The sequence below is a fragment of the Noviherbaspirillum agri genome (genome assembly GCF_054780595.1).
Window position 1 is genome coordinate 521,165 of the sequence record NZ_BAAGWA010000002.1, and the last position, 24,971, is coordinate 546,135.

A 24,971-nucleotide genomic window follows, 5' to 3' on the forward strand; every position below is an offset into this window, starting at 1 on the left:
CAGTGCTGCATTAATTTGCCAGGTTCTTGCTGTGTTCCGGCTGCTGAACAATGTCAATGATGCTCACGACCAGCGGCGTGCCCGACGGGCTCGGCCACTCGATGCTGCTGCCGGTCGACAAGCCCAGGAGGGCGCTGCCGACAGGGGAAAGGACGGAGATCGTGGTCGAATCAACGACGTCGCGCGGATACACGAGCGTCCGGCAGAATTCCTCGCCTTCCGTACCGAGCGAGAAGCGCACTGTGGAATTCATCGTCACCACATCGTGCGGCACGTCGTCAGGCTCGACGATATCCGCCCGTTGCAGTTCTTCCAGCAGTGCCACGCCGGAGGGCGAGGACGCCGGCATGGAATCAATGATGGCCTCCAGTCTTTCGAGGTCTGTCGAAGTCACAATAATCTCTGGTTTCATAGTCGTTCCTCTCCAAATAACAATCAACGCAGGTTCATCAACGTACGTTCATCAACGCAGGTTCATCAACGTAGATTCAGAAGACAGCCGTTCTTCGGCTGCCCGTCTTTACTCCTAACTCTTTATTCCTCACTCCGCACTGCCGTCATGCGGCAGAAAGAGGGTCCATGTCCTGCTGCTGCGGCACGGTGGCGACAAGCAGATCGTGCCGCCCCTGTGCAGCGATGCGCTGCGTCACGCTACCTGACGGATGCCCTGCACGACGGGAAGTTCCATGCTTCCCCATCACGACCAGATCGCACTGCAAGTGCCTTGCCTGCGCCGCAATCACTGCGGCCGGCGCGCCGTAGTGTATGGAGCGCGATATCAGCTGCTTTCTCGGGCCAAGACTTTCGATGAACCGGTTCAACGCCAATCGGGCCAGTTCGCGTGCGCGCATGCGCTGGCTGTGAACGGTATCGCCCGAGACGCCGGCCTCCTGCTGCATGTGCTCGCCAGAATCACGGAACGCATGCAGGAACGTGAAATGTGCTGCAGGCGCAATGGCAAGTGCTGCGTGCGCCGCTTCCCGGCTCTCATCCGAAAAGTCGATGGCGACCAGCACGCGCCGGTAGGCCTCCTCCGGCTCGGCACTGACGAGAAGGAGCGGCCGGTCTGTCAGACGAAGCAGTTCGTCATTGCCTTGCCGCCTCAATACATTGAACGCATCGAATGCATCGAGTACGTTGAGCACATCGGCAAAAAGCCGCCTTCCCCTTCCTGCGGCAACGACCAGATCTGCATCGATTTCTGCCGCGCGCGCGATGATCTCTTCAGGCGCGCAGTGCATGCGCGGCAATCGGGGGCCGGCATCCGCTCTCCCCTGCCAACGGAGAGTCGAGCTTCCCGACCGTTCGCGCGCCGCACTCTTCCCGGCTGCATCTGCTTCGTTGCATGCAGCCGGGACGCACGCGTCCTGGCCTCGCGTCGCCGCTTCCGGTTTCTGCGATGTCGCCAGCTCGACGGCTTCTGCCCGCAGCCTGGTGCAGAGCATTGCGGCCCGGATTTCGGCGCGGCGTGCCTCCTCGGAATAGTCGGTAGCAACGAGAATTTTTCTTATGCTGCGCACAGCGTCCTCCCTATACGGAACGTCGATCCTGGCTACGCGCCCTGCGGCGGCATACGCGTGCCGTCGCAGAAGCGCACTGACCGACGCAAAAACGCGTCGGCATGTCATTCGAGATGGTTGGGACGGTTGGCTCGGAAGGGCGGAGAAAACCGGGTGGTTTTTCCTAGTCGCCCACCGAGCCTAGGAGAGCCGGGCGAGGTCTCGCGCGGACAGCAGTGCGCGGCGAGTCATGCCAGCGTATTGACGCGGCAGGCAAAACTGGAGGCGGCCGGAATCAATGGATGCGGCCACGGACACTTCTCCCTCGTTCAGGGATGAACAACTGCGCATCAGGGAAAGGCAGAGCATGTTCACAGTGTCATGGAAGAAAAGCCGGAATGCACGGTTGAGTATATACACTTGATTTGTTTCGTCAACTTGGTGAATTGGTGAAAAGCAACTGCACGGAAAAACGCCGAGCGCATGTCCCATCAATGCGCAGTTGTGAGGACCGGTCTGTGATGTCGACACACCGGCACGCGGCGCTACAGCGTTCTCCGGTGCAGCATGGCGGGCATTAAACTAGAATAGAGCCCCGCGAGCCCTCGACTCATCCCATCCTCTCAATTCACCCAATCGATTCTTGGATTCCACATCTCATTCTTCCACGCAGAGGAAGGAACAACTGTTCCTGCTGGTACTGGCCGGCATACAGTTCACGCACGTCCTCGATTTCATGATCATGATGCCGCTCGGGCCGCAACTGCTGCGGGCGCTGCAGATCAACACGCAGCAGTTCGGCCTGCTGCTGTCGTCATATACCTTCGCCGCTGCGGCGTCCGGCCTGCTCGCCGCGACCTATGTGGATCGCTTCGACCGTCGCAAGCTGATGCTGACGTTGTATGTACTGTTCATTGTCGCCACGCTCGCATGCGGACTGGCACCGAACTATGCGTCGCTGCTGGCCGCGCGTGCGCTGGCCGGCGCGTTCGGCGGCATTCTCGGCGCAATGGTGCAGACGATGGTGGCGGACGTGATTCCATTCGAGCGCCGCGGCCAGGCCATGGGCACGGTCATGTCGGCGTTTTCGCTGTCGACGGTCGCCGGCGTGCCGCTCGGCCTGTTCCTCGCCAACCATCTCGGTGCGCTCGGCTGGCGCGCCCCGTTCTTTTTCATTGTGGTGCTGGCAAGCGTCTTCCTGTTCATCGGCTACCGGTTCCTGCCTTCGCTGACGGCACACCTGGACAGCCCGCGGCGGGGCAATGTATTCCAGCGGATCTACGCCATCGCACGCGAGCCGGACCATCTCAGGGCATTCGCTTTCATGTCGCTGGTGATGCTGGGCGGTTTCAGTGTGATTCCGTACATCGCGCTGTATTACACAGCCAACGTCGGCATGACGGAGAGCTTCATCACGATCATCTACCTGTGCGGCGGCGCTGCGACCTTCTTCACGTCGCGTCTGATCGGTCGCCTTGCCGACCGGCACGGCAAGCCCCGCACCTTTCGCTGGGTGGCACTGGCGTCCTTCGTGCCACTGCTGGTGACGACACATCTGGTGCCGGTGCCCTGGTGGGCGGTGCTGATCAATTCGACCATCTTCTTCATCCTCGTGCCCGGCCGCATGATTCCCGGCATGGCAATGGTGTCGGCATCGGCGGTGCCGGCGGTACGCGGCACGTTCATGAGCCTCGTGTCCTCGGTGCAGATGATGTCATCGGGCCTGGCGTCGCTGGTCGCCGGCATGATCATTTCGCGCAACGCCGCGGGACAGATCGAGCACTACAACATCGTCGGCTACCTTGCCCTCGTCTGCGGCCTGGCGAGCCTGTGGCTGGTTCGGTATCTGAAGGTTGCTGCCCCAGGAGCGACAGCGGGCGCAGGACGGGCAGGCATCCCGGTGCGGGAGAAAGACAGGCCGAACGCCTGAAGCGGTGCCATGGATTGGTGGCCGCGTCAGGCGGACTGCTCCCTGATGTTACTTGCCAGTCTTGCGTTTGCGGGATGCGCTGGAGGAAGTGGCCGGCGCCGCCGCTTGCGACTTCGTTGATGCGGCTGTCTTTGCCTTGGGTTTCGCCTGCGACTTGGCTTTGCCAGAGGCAGCGGACGACTTTGAAACCGAGGCAGCGGCAGGCGGCTCGGCACTCATCGCACCGCTCACCGCCTGCTGGAACTGGTCCTGCAACATGTTCCACCACGCGGCGGCATTGACCAAGGGCGCGGTCAGGCTCGTGGCATCGGCCTGGTCCTTGCTGGTCGGCTCCGGCGCACCATGCAGCTTTTCCTCGGGGTGTGCGCCATTGCCGGTCTGCGTGCCGTTAGCAGTATGTGCGCCGTTACCGGAGGCGGGCGCTTGGGTTGCGCCGACTGCGGCCGCGGCTTGCTGGCCGGCGGCGCTCATGGTGGCCGAAAAGGTTTCGCCCATGGTCTGCAGCGTCGAGATCGTCGCGGACTGCACTTCCAGCGCCTGGATGGTGCTGCGAAGCATGTTCATGTTCAGGGTCAGCCAGGATTCCACCGCCCTCAGGTCGGCGATCTTCTTGTTGATTTCTTCTACCGACAGGCTTGGCATCACCATGCCGGGAATATTCATCGCAGACATCCCGGGCATATTCACGCCGGGAACACCCATGCCGCTCCACAGGTTCTTCACGAAATCGAGGGTATCCGTCATTGCGCCCATTCCGGGGAAGTTGGGCATATTCGGTATGTTCGGCTTGATCATGGCTGGTCTCCCGTTGGCATGCACGCGCGGCGCAATCGTTTGGTTGAATAGGTAAATTGGCAAAGGTTCCAGTATGCGCCTTGCGGTTTGCGCTGTCATATGCGCTGGGTCAACTTCGCCGCAAGCAATGTGCTGCAGGAAGCCGGCCTGGATGCCGGATTTGACCATGGCAATTTAACGATCAGAAACTTTCGCATCGGCGGGCAATCAGAATCGGATACGTTGTTAAACTAGCGGCATGGCGATGACTTATTCCTCAGCAGAAGACCGGCGTGTGCGCTCAGGGCGCCTGGTCGCGCTGCTGACCGCGTCCGTACTGCTGCATCTGCTGCTCTTCCAGTGGGCAGACGGGCACCTCAGCTTGCCATCATTGCAGGAAGACCAGCCTCCCGCTGTCACCGCTGTCCTGCTTCCGCCGCCCGCGGTAAAGCCGCCACCCATACCGAAAAAGCCCGCCGCGCCTAAGCCCAAGGTACAGCGCAAGCGTCCGCCCGCTCCCGCACCTGCCCCGACACCTGTCGTTGCACCATTGCCGGAACCGACTGTCGACACAGCAGCGCTATCGTCGGCTGCCGATGCCGAGAACAGCGCAGAGCCGGCCGCCGACATCATCGCCTCTGCGGCAGAAGAAGCGGCAGAAGCGGCGGCGGAGGTCAGCACGCGCTATACGGTCAGCCCGCCGCCATCGGCGGAATTGGAGTACGACGTGCAGGCAGTACGCAAGGGCCAGAACTGGTTCGGCAACGGCAGCTTCCGCTGGAATGCAAACGGGAACAACTACAGCCTGATTGCCAAGGCGAGCATATCGATTCTGTTCACCATCGATGTGCTGGACGTGAAGAGCGAAGGGATCCTCAACGAGCTCGGCGTCGCCCCCGTGCTGTACAGCGAGAAGCCGTGGCGCAAGCCGACGATCAATACCCATTTCCGGCACGAGGAACAGCTGATCAGCTTTTCCGCATCCGAAGTTACCTATCCCTACCAGGGCGGAGAACAGGACCGGGTCAGCGTGGTCTGGCAACTGGCGAGCGTGGGACGCGGGGACGCTACCCAGTTCACGCCGGGAACCGAAATCGATATCTTCGTCGCCGGAAAACGTAAGGGCGAGACATGGCGCATCCAGGTGCTCGGCGAAGAAGAGATCGAAACACCGTATGGCAAGCTGGCCACGTGGCATGTGGTCCGGGCACCGCAGGCCGGTTCGTATGACGAGCGCGTCGACATCTGGCTGGCGCCGCAACAGGAATGGTATCCGGCGCGCGTGCGCTATACCTATGTGAACGGCGACTATGTCGATCTGTCACTATCCGACATCGCGGCAAACGCCGCACAATAATTTTTCTTCTACGATGATGCAATCGCTTCTACGCGCCGTACCGCTTACCCTGCTGTCTTGGGCCCTCGTCGGCGTATCGGCTGCCACTGCGGCAACCAGGTACAAGGTCAACCTCCCGCCCTCGGCGGAGCTCACCTACACGATCAAGGCCAAGCAGAAAGGCGTGCCAGTCGAAGGCGAAGGGGTGATGCGCTGGAGCGCGTCTGGAGGCAGGTTCAGTGTCAGCAATGAAGCGCGCGCAATGCTGGTCGGGAAAATCCTCGATGCAAAAAGCGAAGGCACCGTCGATGCCTACGGACTGGCGCCGGTCACCTTTTCCGAAAAGCGCTTCCGCCGCGAGAAGGCAACCACCTCCTTCGATCGCACTGCCAATACCATTCGCTTCACCGCTTCGGAAGAAAGCTACCCGATCAAGGGCGGAGAACAGGACCGCAACAGCGCCGTCTGGCAGCTGATCTCGATTGCGCGCGCTGCACCTGCGAAGTTCAAGCCCGGTTCAAACTGGACATTCGTCGTGGCGGGCACGCGCCACGCGGAGCCGTGGACGTTCAAGGTCGTCAAGCGGGAGAAGGTCGCGACGCCGCTGGGAGAAATGCATGCGCTGCACATCGTGCGGATGCCGCAGGCGGACGGCAAGGATCAGCAGCTCGACATCTGGCTCGCGCCGTCGCTGGAGTGGTATCCGGTGCGGCTGCGCTTTTCCGATGACAACGGCGATTACATCGAGCAGACGCTGCAGAAAGTCGGCGGGAAAGCGTCCCAGAAAGCATCGTAAAATTCGGCTCAATCCACCCGCCACAGAATGCAACCAGAACATCCATGACTCTTTCCAATCGCGCCCTCGTCCTGTTCAGCGGCGGCCAAGACTCCACGACCTGCCTGGCGTGGGCACTGGCACGTTATGCCCATGTGGAGACCATCGGCTTCGACTACGGCCAGCGGCATGCGGTCGAACTGGAGGTGCGGCCTGCGCTGCTGCAGAAGATGCGAACGCTGTCTGCAGGCTGGAACGAACGACTCGGCGACGATCACATGATCGACCTGTCGCTGCTGTCGCAGATCTCCGATACCGCGCTGACGCGCGACGTCGCAATCGCGATGCAGGATAACGGCTTGCCGAATACTTTCGTGCCCGGCCGCAACCTGCTGTTCATGATGGTTGCCGCCACCGTGGCCTATCGGCGTGGACTCGATGTGCTGGTCGGCGGCATGTGCGAAACGGATTTTTCCGGCTATCCGGATTGCCGCGACGACACGATGAAAGCCTTGCAGGTCGCGCTCAATCTCGGCATGGCAACCCGCCTGAAGGTGGAAACACCGCTGATGTGGATCGACAAGGCACAAACCTGGCAGCTGGCACAGGACCTCGGCGGCACGGCGCTGGTCGACCTGATCCGCGCAGATACGCATACCTGCTATCTGGGCGAGCGTGGCGCATTGCATGACTGGGGCCACGGCTGCGGCACCTGCCCTGCCTGTGAACTGCGCGCGCGGGGCTACCAGCGATTCCGGCAGGCCGTACAACAGGCCACCTCAACAAAGCCTGTTTGACAACCGTTGCGCGATTCGGACCTCGCCCGGGCGCGCCAAGCCTGACCCGCAGTCGTACGCGATGGCAGTGCAGGGAATTCGGACAGCGACGGGCAGCATGCCCCCCCTGGCGCACATGCATCCTGCACGGCGGCGGGCATTGCAGAACCACAACCGGACCGCACAGCAGCCTTGCCGGCAGGCTTGTAAGCAAACTCAAAGGATCCGGTAGTACGATGGGGATTCCGGCATTCCCTGTATAAAAGTCATCACCCGAAGACACACTCAACCAGACACACTCAACCAGGCAGACTTCCATGCTGATCGCCATTCTCACCGACATCCATGCCAATCGCGAGGCTCTGTCCGCCTGCCTCGCCCATGCGCAAGAGCGCAAGGCGCAACGCTATGCCTTCCTTGGCGACCTGGTGGGCTACGGCGCCGATCCGGGATGGGTCGTCGATACGGTGATGGATTACGTCAGGCAAGGCGCCTTTGCCGTACAAGGCAACCATGATGTCGCCGTCGCACAGGCACCCAGCAAGCACATGAATCCGCAGGCAAAGCAGGTTGTGGAGTGGACTCGCGCGCAGCTCACCGAGAGCCAGATTCAGTTTCTCGCCAACCTGCCGCTGACGCAGGAATCGAACGACTGCCTGTTTGTGCATGCCAGCGCTGCCGAGCCGCGCAATTGGGAATACATCACCGGCACGCTGGAGGCGATCAAGAGCATGCATGCGACGCGCTGCCGCGTGACGTTCTGCGGCCATGTGCATGAACCGGGGCTGTACAACCTGTCGATGACCGGAAAGATTTCTTCCTTTGTGCCGACTGGCGACAGCAGCATTCCACTCAGCACGCAGCGCCGCTGGCTGGTTCTGCCCGGCTCTGTCGGCCAGCCACGCGACGGCAATCCTGCCGCCTGCTATGCGCTGTACGATGATGTGACGCACGAGCTGATCTATTTCCGCGTGCCCTACGATTACGACACCGCTGCGGCGAAGATCCGCGCGGCCGGTCTGCCGCAAAGCATCGGCAGCCGCCTCGAACTTGGCCGCTAGGAGCGCCGCATGAACCGCCTCGAAGTCGGGATGGTGATCGACGGCTTTCGCCTCGAGGAAAAGCTGCACAAGGGCGGCATGGCGATGCTGTGGCGCGTGTCGCGTGTCGACGCCAACGGTACTTCAGAGCCGCTGCTGATGAAGATCCCCATCCTCGGCGACAACAACGATCCGGCAGCGATCGTCGGCTTCGAAGTCGAGCAGATGATCATGCCGAAGCTGACCGGCATTCACGTGCCGCACTATGTGGCCGCCGGCGACTTTACCGGCCAGCCTTACATCGTGATGGAACTCATCGCCGGCAAGTCGCTGCGCGCACGTTTCGACGAAGCGCCGCTGCCGATCGACGAGGTGGTGGAGATCGGCATCAAGGTCGCCACCGCGCTGCACGACCTGCACCGGCAGCAGGTGATCCATCTCGACATCAAGCCAAGCAACATCATGTTCCGCCCGACCGGCGAGGCGATCCTGATCGACTACGGCCTGGCGCGACACGACAAGCTGCCCGATCTGCTGGCGGAAGAATTCCGCCTGCCGATGGGCACCGGCCCGTATATTTCGCCGGAGCAGGTGCTGCACATTCGCAATGACCCGCGCAGCGACCTGTTTGCACTCGGCGTGCTGCTGTACCACCTCGCCACCGGTGAACGGCCATACGGTTTCCCGACCTCGGTGTCTGGCCTGCGCCGCCGGCTGTATCGCGACGCCGTGCCGCCGCGCGCACTGAACCCGGCGATTCCGCCATGGCTGCAGGAGATCATCCTGCGCTGCCTCGAAGTCAACCCGAAGAAGCGCCATGACACCGCAGCACAGCTCGCCTTCGAATTGCAGAATCCCGATCAGGTCAAGCTGACGGAACGTGCCGCCAAGCGCGGACGCAACAGTCTCTTCACACTGGTGCGCCGCTGGTTCCGCGCGATGGGCATGGAGCCGGTTCCACAACAGTCGGCTGCGGAACAACTCACACGGGCGCCGATCATCATGGTTGCGATCGACCTTGCGTACGGCTCGGAAGCGCTGGCCGAAGCACTGCGCGTCGCGTCGCGCCGCATCCTGCAGACCGAGCCGGGCGCGCGGCTTGCCTGCGTGACGGTGCAGAAGACCAATCGCCTCGGCATGGATGAGTATGTCGACAAACAGGGCAACAATCTGCACGTGAAGCACCTGGTCGGACTCAAGCACTGGGCGCGGCCACTCTCGATACCACCCGAGAAGATCACCTACCATGTGCTGGAAGCGCCGGATCCCGCATCGGCCATTGTCGACTACGCCACGGTCAATGCGGTTGACCATATCGTGATCGGCTCGCGCGGCAGCTCGGCTTTTCGGCGTTACCTCGGCAGCGTGTCCTCGCAGGTTGTCGCGCAGGCAGACTGCACGGTGACCGTCGTCAAGAGCACCGGCAGCAGCGCCAATGTCCCATCTCCGGTCAGCGCAACGGAGGCGGCGCCGTCACCTCAAGCGCCCGCAGGCGTTTCAGCAGAGATAGCGCATTAGGCTGTGCGGCACCGCTGGCGGTATTGTCGAACACGCACCACACCTGCTTTCCGGCACGCGCATCGCGGCTGATTCGTTGTGCGATCTGGTCCAGACAGACATCAGAGTATGCCGAGTGGTACATCTCCGGCGAACCGTGCAGGCGGATATACACGGTCATTGCCGCCGCTGCGGACGGCGGCAAGGGCGCGACTTCCGGATCTGCATTGACGTAGGCGACATCAATTCCGTTGAGCATTGCGGCAGCCTCTCTGGCAAACCAGGTCGGGTGGCGCGGCTCGCAGACCGTTGCGACGTCAATCCATGACCGCATGCGACGGAAAAATTCCTCCACGACCGCGCCGTCATACCGCATGCTGGGCGGCAACTGCACCAGCAGGCAGGCCAGCTTCTCTCGCAGCTGCAAGACCTCACCGGCGAATCTCTCCAGTGCCGCATCCACATTCTGCAGACGCAGGGCGTGCGTGATCTCCTTCGGCACTTTCACAGCGAAACGAAATCCGGGCGGCACGGTATCGCGCCAGCGCGCATAGGTAGCAGGAAGGTGCGGCCGGTAAAAGGATGTATTGATTTCGACGGCAGGGAATACGGCAGCGTAGCGCTGCAGGTGGCTTCCACTGTGCGGAAACTCCTCCTTCATCACTGACGGCACGCTCCAGCCGGCGCAACCGATGAAGACAGGCATTGACGTGCCAAGTGTGATCGGCAACGTATCTTGCGCAGCGTAGCAATCCATCGCATCCTTTCATTCAGGCGGCGCCGCAGTGTGGGAGCGGCGCAGCAAGATGCACGTGCTTGCGCAGCGCACCAATTTCCTTTCTCTCAACGACGCCTAAAGTTTGTGCAGTGCGGATTGATATGGCGCAGACGAAGGCGCAAAATAAATAAACCGTCTACACAAACACAACACTAATACGGCAATCAGGGCGGAAGTGTCAGAACGAGAAGCCTGTCCGGAAGTTTGTTCATTCGGAACTTCGTAGTCAGAAGGCCATCAAATCGGGCCTGCCAATCCTGACTGCAACCGACATGATGTTACGACTTCCCCACACCCCTTCCCGTTCAGCGTACATGGTTGAGAGAGGAGTCGTGAATGAACGTGCATAGCGAAGAAATGCAACAGCGCCTCGGTTTCATCGACCGCACCATCTACCATGCGATGCGAGCCTGTTACTCGGACACCAGCGTGTCGAAAGAACTGAAAGACTATGTGCTGGAACTCGGGCAGCGCTCCAGCCAGGCACAGCGCGCGCTGCAGGAGCGCGACGAGCGCAGTGTGCGCGAAAGCGTGGACGATCTCGCGCGCATCAGTGACAAGGCACAGAACACCATTCACCCGGCGGATCCCACGAACTACGAAGTGAAGAGCGCCGTTATCCTCACGCATATCGAACTCTCCGCGCTGCGTACGCGCCTGGAGTAATCACACGCCAGCCTCTTGCCCGTCATTAAGGCAGTAAAAAAATGGTTGGCAATGCCTGAGAATGAGGCACTATCGATGTTCTATTGAGGTGCGCCTGTCAGTTCGGCATTGACAGCATGCACCTCCCCGGCGTCGGCGAGCACGACGCGGTTCCTGCCTGCATGCTTGGCGCGATAGAGCGCTTCATCTGCGCGTTTGGCCAACGCGTGCATGCTTTCACCCGGCACATAGCCGGCAAGCCCGGCCGAGAAGCTGACCATCAGGCCCGGCACCACGCTGTCCCATCCATGCTCGAATACCGCCTTGCGCAGTCTTTCCATCGTCTTCAAGCCATTCTCGGCTGCCGTTCCGGTCAGGACAATGCCAAACTCCTCGCCGCCGAGCCGCCCGATGACATCGGTCGAGCGCAGGGTGCCGAGGGCAATGCTGCAGGTGGTTTGCAGCACGGCATCGCCAACCGGATGACCATAGCGGTCATTGATGGTCTTGAACAGGTCAAGGTCCAGCATCACGAAGCAGAACGGGGTGTCGAAGCGCTCGCTGCGCTGCATTTCCGCCTCCAGCATTTCCATGAAGCGGCGGCGGTTCAGCACACCGGTCAGCGCATCATGGCTGGCGAGCTCTTCGATCTGCTTCAACGATTGCTGCAATTGCTTGTTCGTCTCGGACAGCTTGTCCCGCATGCGGCTGTAGCTGACGCCCGCCATCGACAGCTGCCGCAGTGTCAGGAAGAAGAATACCCAGACCAGCACAATCTCGAGGTCGGACACACCGGGATAAGCAAAACGATCCCGCACCAGCCAGAGCGCGGCCGCGGAAACAATACCGAAAGCCAGCCAGCTGATCGTGAATTCGCGCGGCGTGAATTCGATTGCCGCGTAGCCACTGAAAGCGATGATGACCAGCAGGAAGAAAATCGTGAGATTCGGAGCGAGAAAGATGCACAGCACCTGCACTGCGCCACACAGCAGCATCTGCGGCACCAGCATGCTCCTGTTCTTGTGCCCCAGGTTGTACCCGCGCCGGATATACAGGTGCACGCCACCCGAAGTCAGCATGGAGAGCACGAAGAACCAGCCGGCGACCGCGTAGGAAATCGTCCCGGCATAGGCAAACAACGCGAGCGTGGCCGACTCCAGCAGCATATTGACGACGACCAGCGCCGACATCTTAAGGCGGTATGCCTGGCGACGGATTTCCTTCTGTTCCGGATCGCTGGGGTTTTCCGGATTTTCATGTGCTTGGCTTGTGGCTGGGCGTGGATGCATGATGCGCTTATCACCTGTAGGCAACGAACGCACTGTATACCGCGAGTTGATAACGGCGCAATACTAAAAGTGAATTTTCATGAAGCATGCAACACCCGGTAACGATGCTGCGCCGCACAGTGCTTCGCTTGGAATTCACCTCGCTCAGTGTGTGCAGTGCGACATTTCTTCTTCGTGAAAGCGCAATAAAAAAACCGCCATCCCGGGCAGTCCGGAATGGCGGCGGAGACGGTGAAAAAGTTAGGCCGCGTGCTGCGATGAGGTTGCAGTATCGGGCGCGCCCGGCGTATCGAAGCCTTTCAGCAAGGCCGCTTCTTTCTCTTTCGCCGCGCGCAGGTGCTTTTCCTTCACATGGCCAAAGCCGCGGATCTCTTCCGGGATGCTCGCGATTGCGACGGCCTTGCCGAGGTTGTCCGGCGTCAGCCTGCCCAGCAAGTTGCCGACGGTTTCCTTGTACTGCGCAATCAATGCACGTTCAGTGCGGCGCTCTTCCGAATGGCCGAAGATATCGAAGGCCGTCCCGCGCAAAAATTTTAGCTTCGCAAGCATGCCGAATGCTTTGCCCATCCACGGCCCGTATTCGCGCTTGACCAGATGTCCCTCGGCATCGCGCTTGGCAAACAGCGGCGGCGCAAGATGGTACTTGACCTTGTATCCGCCCTCGAACATGCCGGCGATCTTGTCAGTAAAGCCCATCTGCGCATGCAAGCGCGCAACCTCATACTCGTCCTTGTACGCCATCAGCTTGAACAGGTAGCGCGCCACTGCTTCAGTCAGGCGCAGCGGCTTCCCGTCGCTCACCTTGCTTTCCGCTGCGCGCACCTGCTCCACGAAGGAGCGGTACTGCTCTGCATAAGCAGTGTTCTGGTAGCCGGTGAGGAAGTCCACGCGTTTTGCGATCAGCTCGTCAAGCGACGGCGCACGCTTGAATTCAACCACCTGCGCCGTCGTGTCATTGAGCCTGGCAAGCCGCTCAACTGCCGCCCAGTCATGCGCGGCGTTGCGCCCCCATACGAAGGACTGCTTGTTGAACTCGACCGATACGCCGTTGAGCTCGATCGCCTTCATGATGGCCGCCTCCGACAGCGGCACCCAGCCCTTCTGCCATACATACCCGAGCATGAACATGTTGGTGGCAATGCTGTCGCCCATCAATGCCGTAGCGACCTTGCCCGCATTGATAAAGTCGACGCGGTCGGCACCGCAGGCATTGCGGACATCGTTCTCCGCAGTCGACGCGGGGAACTGCCAGTCGGGATTTTTCACAAACGCAGCCGTCGGCGCGCCCGCCGTGTTGACCGCTGCATGCGTGCGACCTTCGCCCATGCGCGACAGCGCATCGCGGCTCGCGGTCACGATCTCATCGCAACCAATCACGAGGTCGGCCGCGCCGGTGCCAACGCGCGTGGAATGGATATCGTCCGGATGGTCAGCGAGGCGCACATGCGACATTACCGGCCCGCCCTTCTGTGCGAGGCCGCTCATGTCGAGCACCGAGCAGCCCTTGCCTTCCGCATGTGCTGCCATCGCCAGGATCTGGCCGACCGTCACCACGCCGGTACCGCCGATACCGGTGACAAGAATGCCAAACGGCTGTTCCGTGCCGGGCAGCTGCGGCTGCGGCAGGTTGCTGCCATCGAGGATCGGCAGTTTCTTTGCACCGGCATCCGCGCTGACGCCGGCCTTCTTCGGCTTCTTCAGCTGACCGCCTTCCACCGTGACGAAGCTCGGGCAGAAACCCTTCACGCAGGAATAGTCCTTGTTGCAGGACGACTGATTGATCTGCCGCTTTCGGCCGAACTCGGTTTCCAGTGGTTCCACCGACAGACAGTTGGACTGCACGCTGCAGTCGCCGCAGCCTTCGCAGACCAGCTCGTTGATCACGACGCGCTTGGCGGGATCGGGGTATTCGTTCCTCTTGCGGCGGCGGCGCTTTTCGGAGGCGCAGGTCTGGTCGTAGATAATCGCCGACACGCCCTTCACTTCACGCAGTTCCTTCTGCACTGCATCCAGCTCATCGCGATGGCGAATCGTCACGCCCGGCGCCCAGTTCACACCGGCCGGATATTTCTGCGGATCGTCGGTGACGACCACGATCGGGCTCACGCCCTCCGCCGCGATCTGGCGCGAGATCATCGCCGGATCGAGTGGACCATCGACATGCTGGCCACCGGTCATCGCGACCGCGTCGTTGTACAGGATCTTGTAGGTCATGTTGACCTTGCCCGCCACCGCGGCGCGGATCGCGAGCAGGCCGGAGTGGAAGTAGGTGCCATCGCCGAGGTTGGCGAACACATGCTGCTCTTTGGTGAACGGCGCATGCCCGACCCAGGTCACGCCTTCCGCCCCCATGTGCGTGAAGGTCGACGTCTTGCGGTCCATCCACAGCACCATGTAATGGCAGCCGATGCCTGCCAGCGCGCGACTGCCTTCCGGCACCTTGGTCGACGTGTTGTGCGGACAGCCGGAGCAGAAGAACGGGATACGGTCTTTTGTCGGATCCGGCTTGGTGTTGCCAACCTTGAGCACCGCTTCTTTTGCTTCCAGATACGCAATGCGTTCCTGCACGCGTTGTTCGATCGGATGACCGGCGAAATACTTGGAGATGCGCGCAGCAATGGCACGCGCAATCTGTGCGGGATTCAGTTCATAGGTCGCCGGCAAGAGCCAGTTGCCATGCCCCTCACGATGGTTGCCGCTCCACTCGCCGGTGTCGTCGAACTTGCCCACCACGCGCGGACGTACATCATCGCGCCAGTTGTACAGTTCTTCCTTCAGCTGGTATTCGAGGATCTGGCGTTTCTCTTCCACCACGATGATTTCGTCGAGTCCCTGCGCGAACGCGCGCACGCCTTCCGCCTCCAGCGGCCAGGTCATGCCGATCTTGTACAGGCGAATGCCAATGTCTTTTGCGACGTTTTCGTCGATGCCGAGGTCGGCCAGTGCCTGGCGTGTATCGAGATAGGACTTGCCGGCAGTGATGATGCCGATGCGCGCATGCGGGCTGTCCCAGATAATCTGGTTCAGCTTGTTGGCACGCACATAGGCGAGCGCTGCGTACCACTTGTAATTGTTCATCCGCGCTTCCTGCTCCAGCACGGCGTCCGGATAGCGGATGTTGAGACCACCGGGCGGCAGCACGAAGTCGGTCGGCAGCACGATCTGCACCCGCTCGGGATCAAGCTCCACCGATGCACCGGACTCGACGATGTCGGTCACGCATTTCATCGCCACCCACAAGCCGGTATAGCGGCTCATCGCCCAGCCGTGCAGGCCGTAATCGAGATACTCCTGCACCGACGACGGATACAGCACCGGGATACCGCAGGCCTTCAGGATGTGTTCGCTCTGGTGTGCGGTGGTTGATGATTTCGCCGCGTGGTCGTCACCGGCGAGCACCAGCACACCACCATGTTGCGAAGTGCCGGCCATGTTCGCATGCTTGAACACGTCGCCACAGCGATCCACGCCCGGCCCCTTGCCGTACCACATCGAGAACACGCCGTCGTAGTTGGCGTTCGGGAACAGGTTGACCTGCTGCGTGCCCCAGACGGCGGTTGCGGCCAGGTCTTCATTCATGCCGGGATGGAATTTGACGTGATGGGCGTCAAGGTGCTTTTTCGCCTTCATCGCCGTCATGTCGACATTGCCCAGTGGCGACCCACGGTAGCCAGTGATATAGCCGGCAGTATTGATGCCGGCGTGCACATCGCGCTGGCGTTGCATCATCGGCAAGCGGATCAATGCCTGCGTACCGGTGATGAAGGCACGGCCGCGCTCCAGCGTGAATTTGTCGTCGAGGGAAATGTTATCCAGCAGCAGGCGCTGACTGGAAGTCAGGGGTGCGTTCATTCAGTCTCCAGGCCAAAAATTTTGTCTTTGGGTGCGTAGAGCCTCGCAATGTCCCGGACGGGCTCTCTCGCTGTCAAAGTGACGCGCCTTGTGGGCTCGTCGTCTCGTAGTCTTGACATCCATGCACACTAACACACGAGGTGCGTTCTCTCAATGCACGCTGCAGCATGTGTCGCCGTGTAACAAGGCGTAAATGCCATAGTTGAATTTCAGGTGGCCACCTACAGTGAAAGCATGTCCGGATACTGTCTTATGGCATCGTATGCTCGCACTATTACCGTTCATGCTTGTTGGCGCCTTTCTCGGTACCGGCCTTGCCGTTGCCCAATCCGCGAATGACGAAACCCCGCAAAAAAAGCCCGCGGGTTATCTTGCCAGGTTCGATGAAAAGTTCAGGAATGCCGACAAGGACGGCGACGGGGCATTGACCAAGACCGAGGCCGAGAGTGCCGGCATGGGCCGCGTCGTCGAACACTTCGACAAACTCGATGCGGACCGCGACGGCAAGGTCACGCGCAGCGAAATCCGCGCGCTCGTCCGCCAGCGCCTGTCGAGCTAAACACCGACGCTCTCCGCCTGTCGATTCGGCGCGATATTCTCCTCACCCGGCAGCAAGCTGTTTGCCGGCAAATCTTCCTCCTCTTTCAGGCGAGCGTAGATCGGCGCGAAATCCGGCGCAGTCGCATCGAACAGCTCCTGGAAATCATCGATCACGAAATACGTCTCCTGATAGGAATCGATTTTGTAAAGCGTGCGCATCGTGCGTTCGATGTCCAGCGCAACGCGGCGCGGATGCGGGCTCGTCAGGCAATATTCGATTTCCCCGCCTGAAGACAGGATGCCTGCGCCATACACGCGCAAACCATCCTTCGTCCGGATCAAACCAAATTCCACCGTGTACCAATACAGCCGCGCGAGGTATTTGAGCGCATCGAGTTTCAACGCCTTCAGTCCGCCCTTGCCGTACTGCTGCAAGTAATCCGCAAACACCGGATTGAACAGCAGCGGCACATGCCCGAAGAAGTCATGGAAGATGTCCGGTTCGACGATGTAGTCGAATTCCTGCGGGTCGCGCAGCCACACCGTCACAGGGAAGTGCCGGTTTGCGAGGTGCTCGAAGAAAGTCAGGTCCGGCACCAGCCCCGGCACGGCGACCAGCTCCCAGCCAGTCGCCTTGTGCAGCGCATCGCTGGTGCGCTCCAGCAGCGGTATCCCATCCTCCGCGCCCATCTTCCCGAGACTGTCGATGAACACGTCGCAGGCGCGTCCTTGCAGCAACTTTGCCTGCCGCTGGTACAGCCTGCACCACAATGCGTGCTGCTCCGGCGTATAGGCCGCCCAGTCCTGCCGCACGACATAGTGCTCGTCGCAGTGGCTGTAATCGCCGCGCAGCTTGCCGCCGTCGGACTTCTCTTCGAGCGTTTTAAAGAAATCCGCCTGGTCGACGGTGGTATTCATACGTTGCTCCTTAAGATCGGCAGAATGCCGATGGACACTCGCCCACCTCGCCGCTTGCAAGCGGCTCGGATTCGCGTTGCGCTAAGCATTGCTTAGCGAAACCCCGCGCTCGCCCACCTCGCCGCTGGCAAGCGGCTCGGATTCGCGCTGCGCTAAGCATTGCTTAGCGAAACCCCGCGCTCATCCTTCAGCGGAGACCTTGTCGTCTTTGAGAACGCCACGCCGGATCTGGTCGAGCTCGATCGATTCGAACAGCGCACGGAAATTACCCTCGCCAAATCCCTGGTCGCCCTTGCGCTGGATGATCTCGAAGAAGATCGGTCCGATCACGGTCTGGGTAAATATCTGCAACAACAATTCAGGCTTGCTGGCATTGCTGTTGCCATCGATCAGGATGCGCAGGCGGCGCAGGTCATCAAGCCGCTCGCCATGTCCCGGCAGGCGCTTGTCGACGAGGTCGTAGTACGTGTCGATGGTGTCCTGGAAGGCGACCTTGTTCGCCTTCATGCCTTCCACCGTCGCGTAAATGTCGTCGGTGCCGAGCGCGATGTGCTGGATGCCTTCGCCGTGGTAAAGGTCGAGATACTCCGCGATCTGCGATTTATCATCGGACGACTCGTTGATCGGGATGCGGATCTTGCCGCACGGCGAAGTCATCGCCTTCGACTTCAGGCCGGTTAGCTTGCCCTCGATGTCGAAGTAGCGGATCTCGCGGAAGTTGAACAGGCGCTCGTAGAATTCCGCCCACTCCTTCATGCGGCCGCGGTGCACGTTGTGCGTCAGATGGTCGATGTAGGTGAGGCCGTTGCCTTTCGGATTTGCCTGCGCGCCGGGGAGCGCGACGAAGTCCACGTCATAGATGCTGATGTCGCCGATGCCACCCGAGCTCCCCTCCTTGCCGCGCCAGCGGTCGACGAAATAGATGAGGGAGTCGCCGATCCCCTTGATCGCGGGGATATTGAGCTCCATCGGGCCGGTCTTGTTGTCAAAGCCCCACGCGCCCAGTTCCAGCGCGCGTTTGTACGCATAAGCGGCGTCCTTCACGCGGAATGCAATCGCGCAGATCGATGGTCCATGCAGGCGCGCAAAGCGCTGCGCGAACGAGTCCTGTTCCGCATTGATGATGAAGTTGATCTCGCCCTGCCGGTACAGCGTCACATCCTTGTGGCGATGGCGCGCAATGGCAGTAAACCCCATCTCTTCGAACAATGCGCCCAGCGCTTTTGGATCAGGTGCGGCGTACTCGATGAACTCGAAGCCGTCGGTGCCCATGGGGTTGTCCCAAGGTTGAAAATCCATGCTGTCTCCAGTTTTTATAAATATCTGAAAAACAGTATAGGCAAAGGCTCCGGGCATTAAATTGCGATGTCTGCGCACACACCAATCAATTTGGCAATAATATTGCGCATTACTTTTTGAAATTGGTGATCCATGTCAAAAATAGACCTGGACAAGATCGATCGCAAGATCCTTGCGATCCTGCAACAGGATGGGCGACTGACGAACCAGGAAATTGCAGAGCGGGTTAACTTGTCACCGTCGCCTTGCCTGCGCCGCATCCGCCGTCTGGAAGAGGCTGGCGTGATACGTCAGTATGTGGCGCTGCTGGATCCGGACAAATTGGGCCTGGGTCTGCTCGCCTATGTGAATGTGCGCCTGGAAAAGCACAACGATGCGGCGCCTGCCGGATCCCGCGCGACACGTGCCGACTTTGCTGCATCGGTAGCACACTGGCCCGAAGTCGTGGCCTGTTATGCCATGACCGGCGAAATGGATTATCTACTGCGAGTGCACGTGGAAGACATGGAGCACTTCTCGCACTTCATGATGGAGACGCTGCTGAAGCATCCCGCGGTGCTCGATGTCAAATCAAGCTTTGCGCTGCAGCGGGTCAAGGACACGACGGCCCTGCCGCTGGTTTGAGGCTACGCTGGACAAGTCCACGATGGCACGCGCATGAATTCGGGATGGGGAGCAAGGCCGACGCCGGCCGCGCGCAGTCAGGATGCGAGGCGCGCGAGTACTTGTTCAGCGTAGCCTTAGGCTGTGTTTGACAAGTGTAGCGAGCGGTTCGGAGTGGTGTCGAGGAGCGCACGCGTACGACTGGTACGCCGAGCACCGCAGACATCAATCCGGGCCGCGCAGTAGCTTGTCAAACGGCCTAGCGCCTTACTTCCCCTTAATGCCCGGTAGCCGCTTCAACAGCTTCAGCGCGGCCTTCGTGTTGGCCTTCAGCGTGTAATCCAGTTGCGCGAACTGCTCCTCGACGGCCTCGGCCAGCATGGTGCCCGGACTGGCGGGCGTCAGTTTCAAATAAGCGTCTGCCTCGCCATAGTCACGGTGAATCTCCATGCCGGCCTTCTTTGCAATATGGATCATCGTCTGGTTGGATGACAGGCAATGCATGTACAGCGTGTCGACGTCTTCATTGCGGCAGTGGATCGCCGCACGCTCGAACAGCTTGGAGCCGATCCCCAGGCCGCGCGCGGTGGCCGACACCGACACGCCGAACTCCGCAATATGTTCCTTTAGCGTCGCATCGCTCAGGACCGGCATCGCTTCACGCGGAGCAAAGGCGAGGTGCCCGACACCGACCAGCCTGAGATTGTCGTCATACACGCCGAACAATTTATCCCGGGAAAAGTCGAGCATCTGCACGTAGCGCGTGATCAGCTCGTCCGGTAAAACGCTGCCAAATCGTAACAACCGGTCACTGTCATCCAGAGCGAGGAAATGCATCAGCAGCCGGCGGCGGTCACGCTCGGAGAGCTCTTTCACACGTACGGTCGGCTTGTCCGAATCGGGCGAGTGCTTGCTCGTCGTGGTCGGAGGCGTCAGCCCCCCAAGTTCGGTTGATTTCATGGTGTTTCCTATCTGTTGCCGCCACATTGTGCAGCGCACAATTCCATTCTAAGCGATATGAAGCGCGATTGAGAGCGGCGGCTTTTTATATGCGATTTGATTGACGCAACTCAATGCGTCTTTATAAATTATTTGGTTTGCGTTACGTAGAACCCACAATTGCCGCCCTCGTGCCGAGACCCAACAATTCACCGGCCCTTATCTCTTTCTAGGAATTTCATGGCAGTCATATTACGCAAGTTGCTGGCCTCGGTGTTGCTTGTTGGAATCATGCAACCGGTCGTCGCAGAAGTCGGCGTCAGCGATACAAGGATTTTGCTCGGGCAGACCGTTGGTGTGACCGGCACGGTTGCCGGTCCGGTCAAGGAAATGAATGAAGGCGCCAATGCCTACTTCAACAAGATCAACAAGGAAGGCGGCGTCCATGGCCGGAAGATCGAGATGCTCGTGCTCGACGACAAGTTCGATCCCGCGCTCACCCTCGCCAATGCGGAAACACTGATCAAGAAGGAAGGCGTCTTCGCGCTGTTCCAGGGACGGGGAACGCCGCACACCCAAGGCATCCTGCCACTGCTGGAGGAGCACAAGGTGCCGCTGGTGGCGCCCAGCACCGGTGCTGAGGAGTTCCACATACCGGTAAACCGCTACCTGTTCAACGTCCGTGCAAAATACCAGGACGAAGTGGTCAAGGCAGTCGATCATTTCGCGACGATCGGCATTACCGGGATCGGCATCCTGCACGTGGACGATGCCTTCGGCAAGGATGGCCTGCAAGGCTTCAACAAGGCAATGGCTGAGCGCAAGCTGACGCCGGTAACAATCACGAAATTCGCACGGGTGAACCCGGACTATGCTGCAGCCGCCGCCGAGGTGATCAAGGCACGCCCGGCAGCGCTGATTATTGTCAGCTCCGCCAAGAACACGTCGGAAGTGATCAAGGCCATCCGTGCGCAAGGCGGGAATATGCAGATCATGACGATGTCGAACAATTCATCGGCATCTTTTGTGAAGGATCTCGGCCCTGCAGGCAATGGCGTGATGGTCTCGCAGATCACGCCGGCACCGCACCTGCTGTCGACCCAGCTCGGTCAGGAATTCAAGGTCGCCGCCAAAGCGAGCGGCGCAACGATTTCCTATGCAGCGATGGAAGGCTTCATCAACGCGAAGGTGCTGGTTGAGGGATTGAAACGCGCCGGCCCGAAGCTGACCCGCGAAGGCTTCCTGCGTGCGATGGAATCGATGCGCCGTGTCGACTTCGGCGGCCTCATGGTCACCTACGGACCGGACGATCACACCGGCAGCGAGTTCGTCGAACTGACGATGATCGGCAAGGATGGGCGCTTCATGCGCTAAATGAGGCAAGCGATGCGGCGGCGTTGCGCCGTTGCATCACGCTCATCCAGCATCCTTTTCTCCGAGCGCCGCCTTCACCGCCGCCACGCGCGCGGCGTGGACGGCTTCCGGAATGCGCCGCGGCTGGTCCGCATGGCGCTTCGCAACTTCCCCGGCATTCACGTCCTGTGCAGCACGCAGGGCCTTCTCCAGATGTCCTGCCTGCGGAAACGGGCGATCCGCATAACCGGTACGGCCATGATGGTCGCATTCCGACGCGCGCAGCATGTCGGCAAAGCGCTGCGGCTTGCGGAAGGCATCGCAGCGTTCAAGCAGGGAAACAATCGTATTCGCCCGCAGTTCCAGCGCGCGGCTGACATTGCCATGCTCGCGCGCGGTCATCACGGCAAGGTCGCGACAGTCGTTCGGAATCTTCAGCCGCTTGCACACCTGGTCCACCAGCTTCACGCCGCGCTCCTCATGACCGTAGTGCCTTGGCCATTCTTCCTTCGGCGTCGCGCCCTTGCCGAGGTCGTGCATCAGGGCCGCACAGCGGATCGGCAGCGCGTGCTTCTTTTGCGCCGTATGGTCGATCACCATCATCACATGTACACCGGTATCGATCTCGGGATGGTGCTGTTCCGGCTGCGGAACGCCCCACAAGACGTCGAGTTCCGGCAGGACGCGCGCCAGCGCACCGCAGCCACGCAGCACCTCGAACATGCGTGACGGCTTCGCCTCCATCAGTCCGCGCGCCAGTTCCTGCCATACTCGTTCCGGCACCAGCGCGTCCACCTCGCCGGCTGCAACCATGTTGCGCATCAGCGCATTGGTCTCCGGCGCCACCGTGAAATCGGTAAAGCGCGCAGCAAAACGCGCCAGCCGCAAGATGCGCACCGGATCTTCCGCAAACGCGTCGGAGACATGACGGAATACGCGTGCCTGCAAGTCGTGCTGCCCGCCAAAGGGATCGATGATGCTGCCGTCCTCGCCCTGCGCCATCGCGTTGATGGTCAGGTCGCGCCGGATCAGGTCCTGTTCCAGCGTCACATCGGGTGCTGCGTGGAAATGGAAGCCTTTATAGCCCGGCGCAGTCTTGCGTTCGGTGCGCGCCAGCGCATATTCCTCATGCGTGACCGGATGCAGGAATACCGGAAAGTCCTTGCCAACGGGTGTGAATCCCTTTTCGACCATTTGCTGCGGCGTCGCACCAACCACCACGTGGTCGTGGTCCTGCACCGGCAGACCGAGCAGGGCATCCCGGACTGCACCGCCAACGACATAGGTCTTCATGGCGTGCAATCAGTCCGGATAGATGTCGTACTTGTCGAGGCGATCCTGTTCGTCCATCGCCTGGCGCATCCACTCCGCGACGGCCGGATGGGCGACCACGCGGTCGACGTAAGCCTGCAGCGCGGGCGCAAGCCACACGCCATATGTGCGGAAGCGCATCACGACCGGCGAGTAAAAGGCGTCCGCAATCGAGAAGTCGCCAAACAGGAACTGGTGCTGCCCGGAGCGGGCAAGGCAGTTTTCCCAGATCTCGCAGATGCGCGCAATGTCGCCTTGCGAGCCCGGCGTGCGCCCCTTGCCGGGAAAGCGCGCGCGGATGTTCATCCACATCGCGGTGCGCAACGCGCTGAAGCCGGAATGCATCTCTGCACAGATCGAGCGTGCCGTTGCACGCGCACCGGCGTCGCGCGGCCACAAGCCCTTGTCGGGAAACTGCTCGGCAAGGTACTCGCAGATCGACAACGAATCCCACACGACGGTTTGCCCATCAATCAGCACCGGCACCTTGCCCGCCGAGGAATACTGCCCGATACGCATCGACGTATCCGTCTGGCCGAGTGCGACGCGCACTTCTTCAAAGGGGATGCCGAATGCTTTCATGACCACCCATGGACGCATCGACCATGACGAATAATTCTTGTTGCCGATGACCAGCTTGAGGCCGGCGTTCTTGGCTCCGTTCAGGGCCTGGGAAAGCATGGGGTCGAGATCTGTGTTTTGCATACGTCCGGTCCAGGGTGGCGTTTATCGTGCTGATGTCATCCGCACTATTGATCGTGCGGAAACGTCCGAGGATAAAGCTTTTTGACCGGCTTTGCCAAACAGTGGCACCGAAGCGCCGTTCGTTGCGTTTAACAGCCTAGCGCTTGATGTGCACGGCAGCGACACCGGAATGAGGATGGCGCTGTCCCTGCAAGTAATACGGCGCTACGGACTCCAATGGCGTGGGTGTGATGCCGAGCTCATCCTCCATCGACGCCCGTGCGATGCTGTCAACCTGCATCGAATCGAGGTTGTCGCGGGTCATCATCGGCTCGCCCGGCATGTGTTCAAGGAAGAATGCCTGCACACGCGACAGTGTCTCCGGCAGGCCGATTACAGGCCGGCGGTGCCCCGAGAATTCGCCGGCCAGCTTGACCAGTTCGCGCAGTGTATAGACCTTCGGCCCGACCAGTTCAAATGCCTTGCCAATCGTCGTGTCGTCGTAAAGTGCGTTGACAAACGCCTGCGCCACATCCTCGACATAGACCGGCTGGAAGCGGGCATCCGGGCTCGCGAGCAACATGAATGGCAGGAACTTCTGCAACGAAGCAAACAGATTCAGGAAATGATCCTGGTCGCCAAAAACGACGGAGGGACGGAAAACGGTGGCGTGTACGTCGGGGTTGGAAAAGGCGGCAGCCTCGCCGTCCGCCTTGGACCTCAGGTACATCGACGGCGCATTGCGATCGGCGCCGAGCGCACTCATGTGCAGGTAGCGGCGGACGCCATGCCTGGCGCAGGCGGCCACGACGCGTCGAGGCAACTCGACATGCGCGCGGGCGAAATCCGAACCGTAGCGCTCGCCGTGCGCCGCACGTTTGCCGTGCAGGATCCCGACAAGATTGATCACCGCATCCTTGCCGCAAACCAGCCTGTCGAGCGTTTCGTCATCGTGGATATTTGCCTCGACCACGAGGTCGACATCCGGCAATGGCAGCAGGTGAACAGCGTGGGATTTCCGACGCGTCGGCACTTCGAGGAGGCATCCGCTGTCGGCCAGCTTGGCAATCACATGGCTTCCGATAAATCCGGTGCCGCCCAGGATAAGAATCTTGCGGTAAGACATGACATTG

General features: G+C 60.6%; 23 protein-coding genes. 11 read left to right on the plus strand and 12 right to left on the minus strand.

Features of this window, described 5'->3' with window-relative positions; all coding sequences use genetic code 11:
* Positions 1 to 10: 10 nt before the first annotated feature.
* Both rnk and ACYVIA_RS05110 read right to left on the minus strand, forming a co-directional pair.
* The gene (gene rnk / locus ACYVIA_RS05105; protein WP_460838522.1) at positions 11 to 412 is read right to left on the minus strand and encodes a nucleoside diphosphate kinase regulator; all 402 of its coding nucleotides are present in this window, start codon (positions 410 to 412) and stop codon (positions 11 to 13) included.
* A 145-nt stretch (positions 413 to 557) separates the two neighbouring features.
* Complete coding sequence (locus tag ACYVIA_RS05110; RefSeq protein ID WP_460838523.1) at positions 558 to 1,520, minus strand: universal stress protein; 963 nt, start codon at positions 1,518 to 1,520, stop codon at positions 558 to 560.
* Between the two features lie 622 nt (positions 1,521 to 2,142).
* Between ACYVIA_RS05110 and ACYVIA_RS05115 the strand changes: the two genes are divergently transcribed.
* Entirely contained in the window at positions 2,143 to 3,429 is a 1,287-nt protein-coding gene (locus tag ACYVIA_RS05115) for an MFS transporter (RefSeq protein ID WP_460838525.1), read from the plus strand.
* A gap of 48 nt (positions 3,430 to 3,477) precedes the next feature.
* Here the strand turns inward: ACYVIA_RS05115 and ACYVIA_RS05120 are convergent, their stop codons facing one another.
* A complete protein-coding gene (locus ACYVIA_RS05120) occupies positions 3,478 to 4,224 on the minus strand; it encodes a PhaM family polyhydroxyalkanoate granule multifunctional regulatory protein (RefSeq protein ID WP_460838526.1) in 747 nt (248 codons plus the stop codon).
* Positions 4,225 to 4,323: 99 nt separating this feature from the next.
* Between ACYVIA_RS05120 and ACYVIA_RS05125 the strand changes: the two genes are divergently transcribed.
* From ACYVIA_RS05125 to ACYVIA_RS05150, 6 genes are all read left to right on the plus strand, one after another.
* Positions 4,324 to 4,458 carry a hypothetical protein gene (locus tag ACYVIA_RS05125; protein ID WP_460838528.1) on the plus strand — a complete coding sequence of 45 codons (135 nt, stop codon included), beginning with the start codon at positions 4,324 to 4,326 and terminating at the stop codon, positions 4,456 to 4,458.
* A 10-nt stretch (positions 4,459 to 4,468) separates the two neighbouring features.
* A complete protein-coding gene (locus ACYVIA_RS05130; RefSeq protein WP_460838530.1) occupies positions 4,469 to 5,560 on the plus strand; it encodes a DUF3108 domain-containing protein in 1,092 nt (363 codons plus the stop codon).
* 13 nt (positions 5,561 to 5,573) lie between these two features.
* Positions 5,574 to 6,335: a DUF3108 domain-containing protein gene (locus tag ACYVIA_RS05135; protein ID WP_460838532.1), complete on the plus strand. Its 762-nt coding sequence runs from the start codon at positions 5,574 to 5,576 to the stop codon at positions 6,333 to 6,335.
* A 44-nt stretch (positions 6,336 to 6,379) separates the two neighbouring features.
* Positions 6,380 to 7,111: a 7-cyano-7-deazaguanine synthase QueC gene (gene queC, locus ACYVIA_RS05140; protein WP_460838534.1), complete on the plus strand. Its 732-nt coding sequence runs from the start codon at positions 6,380 to 6,382 to the stop codon at positions 7,109 to 7,111.
* A gap of 296 nt (positions 7,112 to 7,407) precedes the next feature.
* Positions 7,408 to 8,151 (plus strand): metallophosphoesterase family protein, encoded by a 744-nt coding sequence (locus ACYVIA_RS05145; protein ID WP_460838535.1) that lies wholly within the window; start codon positions 7,408 to 7,410, stop codon positions 8,149 to 8,151.
* A gap of 9 nt (positions 8,152 to 8,160) precedes the next feature.
* Positions 8,161 to 9,648 (plus strand): serine/threonine protein kinase, encoded by a 1,488-nt coding sequence (locus ACYVIA_RS05150; RefSeq protein ID WP_460838538.1) that lies wholly within the window; start codon positions 8,161 to 8,163, stop codon positions 9,646 to 9,648.
* Here ACYVIA_RS05150 and ACYVIA_RS05155 read toward each other — a convergent pair.
* Positions 9,581 to 10,333 (minus strand): DUF72 domain-containing protein, encoded by a 753-nt coding sequence (locus ACYVIA_RS05155; RefSeq protein ID WP_460838541.1) that lies wholly within the window; start codon positions 10,331 to 10,333, stop codon positions 9,581 to 9,583. The genes ACYVIA_RS05150 and ACYVIA_RS05155 overlap by 68 nt on opposite strands.
* Positions 10,334 to 10,741: 408 nt before the next feature.
* On the opposite strand from ACYVIA_RS05155, the gene ACYVIA_RS05160 reads away from it, so the two are divergent.
* Entirely contained in the window at positions 10,742 to 11,071 is a 330-nt protein-coding gene (locus ACYVIA_RS05160) for a hypothetical protein (RefSeq protein ID WP_460838542.1), read from the plus strand.
* Between the two features lie 80 nt (positions 11,072 to 11,151).
* Here ACYVIA_RS05160 and ACYVIA_RS05165 read toward each other — a convergent pair whose 3' ends face one another.
* Positions 11,152 to 12,339, minus strand: a complete 1,188-nt coding sequence (locus ACYVIA_RS05165; protein ID WP_460838546.1) for a GGDEF domain-containing protein — start codon at positions 12,337 to 12,339, stop codon at positions 11,152 to 11,154.
* Between the two features lie 240 nt (positions 12,340 to 12,579).
* Complete coding sequence (locus ACYVIA_RS05170; protein ID WP_460838548.1) at positions 12,580 to 16,191, minus strand: indolepyruvate ferredoxin oxidoreductase family protein; 3,612 nt, start codon at positions 16,189 to 16,191, stop codon at positions 12,580 to 12,582.
* 262 nt (positions 16,192 to 16,453) lie between these two features.
* Here ACYVIA_RS05170 and ACYVIA_RS05175 point away from each other — a divergent pair, with 262 nt between their 5' ends.
* A complete protein-coding gene (locus ACYVIA_RS05175) occupies positions 16,454 to 16,750 on the plus strand; it encodes an EF-hand domain-containing protein (RefSeq protein WP_460838550.1) in 297 nt (98 codons plus the stop codon).
* Here the strand turns inward: ACYVIA_RS05175 and phhA are convergent.
* Together phhA and hppD are read right to left on the minus strand one after the other, a co-directional pair.
* Complete coding sequence (phhA, locus tag ACYVIA_RS05180; protein WP_460838553.1) at positions 16,747 to 17,649, minus strand: phenylalanine 4-monooxygenase; 903 nt, start codon at positions 17,647 to 17,649, stop codon at positions 16,747 to 16,749. The genes ACYVIA_RS05175 and phhA overlap by 4 nt on opposite strands.
* A gap of 180 nt (positions 17,650 to 17,829) precedes the next feature.
* Positions 17,830 to 18,948, minus strand: a complete 1,119-nt coding sequence (gene hppD, locus ACYVIA_RS05185) for a 4-hydroxyphenylpyruvate dioxygenase (RefSeq protein WP_460838554.1) — start codon at positions 18,946 to 18,948, stop codon at positions 17,830 to 17,832.
* Positions 18,949 to 19,080: 132 nt separating this feature from the next.
* On the opposite strand from hppD, the gene ACYVIA_RS05190 reads away from it, so the two are divergent.
* Positions 19,081 to 19,572, plus strand: a complete 492-nt coding sequence (locus ACYVIA_RS05190) for an Lrp/AsnC family transcriptional regulator (protein ID WP_460838556.1) — start codon at positions 19,081 to 19,083, stop codon at positions 19,570 to 19,572.
* 246 nt (positions 19,573 to 19,818) lie between these two features.
* On the opposite strand, the gene ACYVIA_RS05195 is transcribed toward ACYVIA_RS05190, so the two are convergent.
* Complete coding sequence (locus ACYVIA_RS05195) at positions 19,819 to 20,511, minus strand: GNAT family N-acetyltransferase (protein ID WP_460838558.1); 693 nt, start codon at positions 20,509 to 20,511, stop codon at positions 19,819 to 19,821.
* Between the two features lie 219 nt (positions 20,512 to 20,730).
* Between ACYVIA_RS05195 and ACYVIA_RS05200 the strand changes: the two genes are divergently transcribed.
* Positions 20,731 to 21,864, plus strand: a complete 1,134-nt coding sequence (locus ACYVIA_RS05200) for an ABC transporter substrate-binding protein (RefSeq protein WP_460838560.1) — start codon at positions 20,731 to 20,733, stop codon at positions 21,862 to 21,864.
* Positions 21,865 to 21,906: 42 nt separating this feature from the next.
* On the opposite strand, the gene ACYVIA_RS05205 is transcribed toward ACYVIA_RS05200, so the two are convergent.
* The 3 genes from ACYVIA_RS05205 to ACYVIA_RS05215 form a co-directional block, all read right to left on the minus strand.
* Positions 21,907 to 23,136 carry a multifunctional CCA addition/repair protein gene (locus tag ACYVIA_RS05205; RefSeq protein WP_460838562.1) on the minus strand — a complete coding sequence of 410 codons (1,230 nt, stop codon included), beginning with the start codon at positions 23,134 to 23,136 and terminating at the stop codon, positions 21,907 to 21,909.
* Between the two features lie 9 nt (positions 23,137 to 23,145).
* Positions 23,146 to 23,859: a glutathione S-transferase family protein gene (locus tag ACYVIA_RS05210; protein WP_460838564.1), complete on the minus strand. Its 714-nt coding sequence runs from the start codon at positions 23,857 to 23,859 to the stop codon at positions 23,146 to 23,148.
* 136 nt (positions 23,860 to 23,995) lie between these two features.
* Positions 23,996 to 24,964, minus strand: coding sequence for a complex I NDUFA9 subunit family protein (locus tag ACYVIA_RS05215; RefSeq protein ID WP_460838565.1), 969 nt, complete (start codon positions 24,962 to 24,964; stop codon positions 23,996 to 23,998).
* Positions 24,965 to 24,971: the final 7 nt, after the last annotated feature.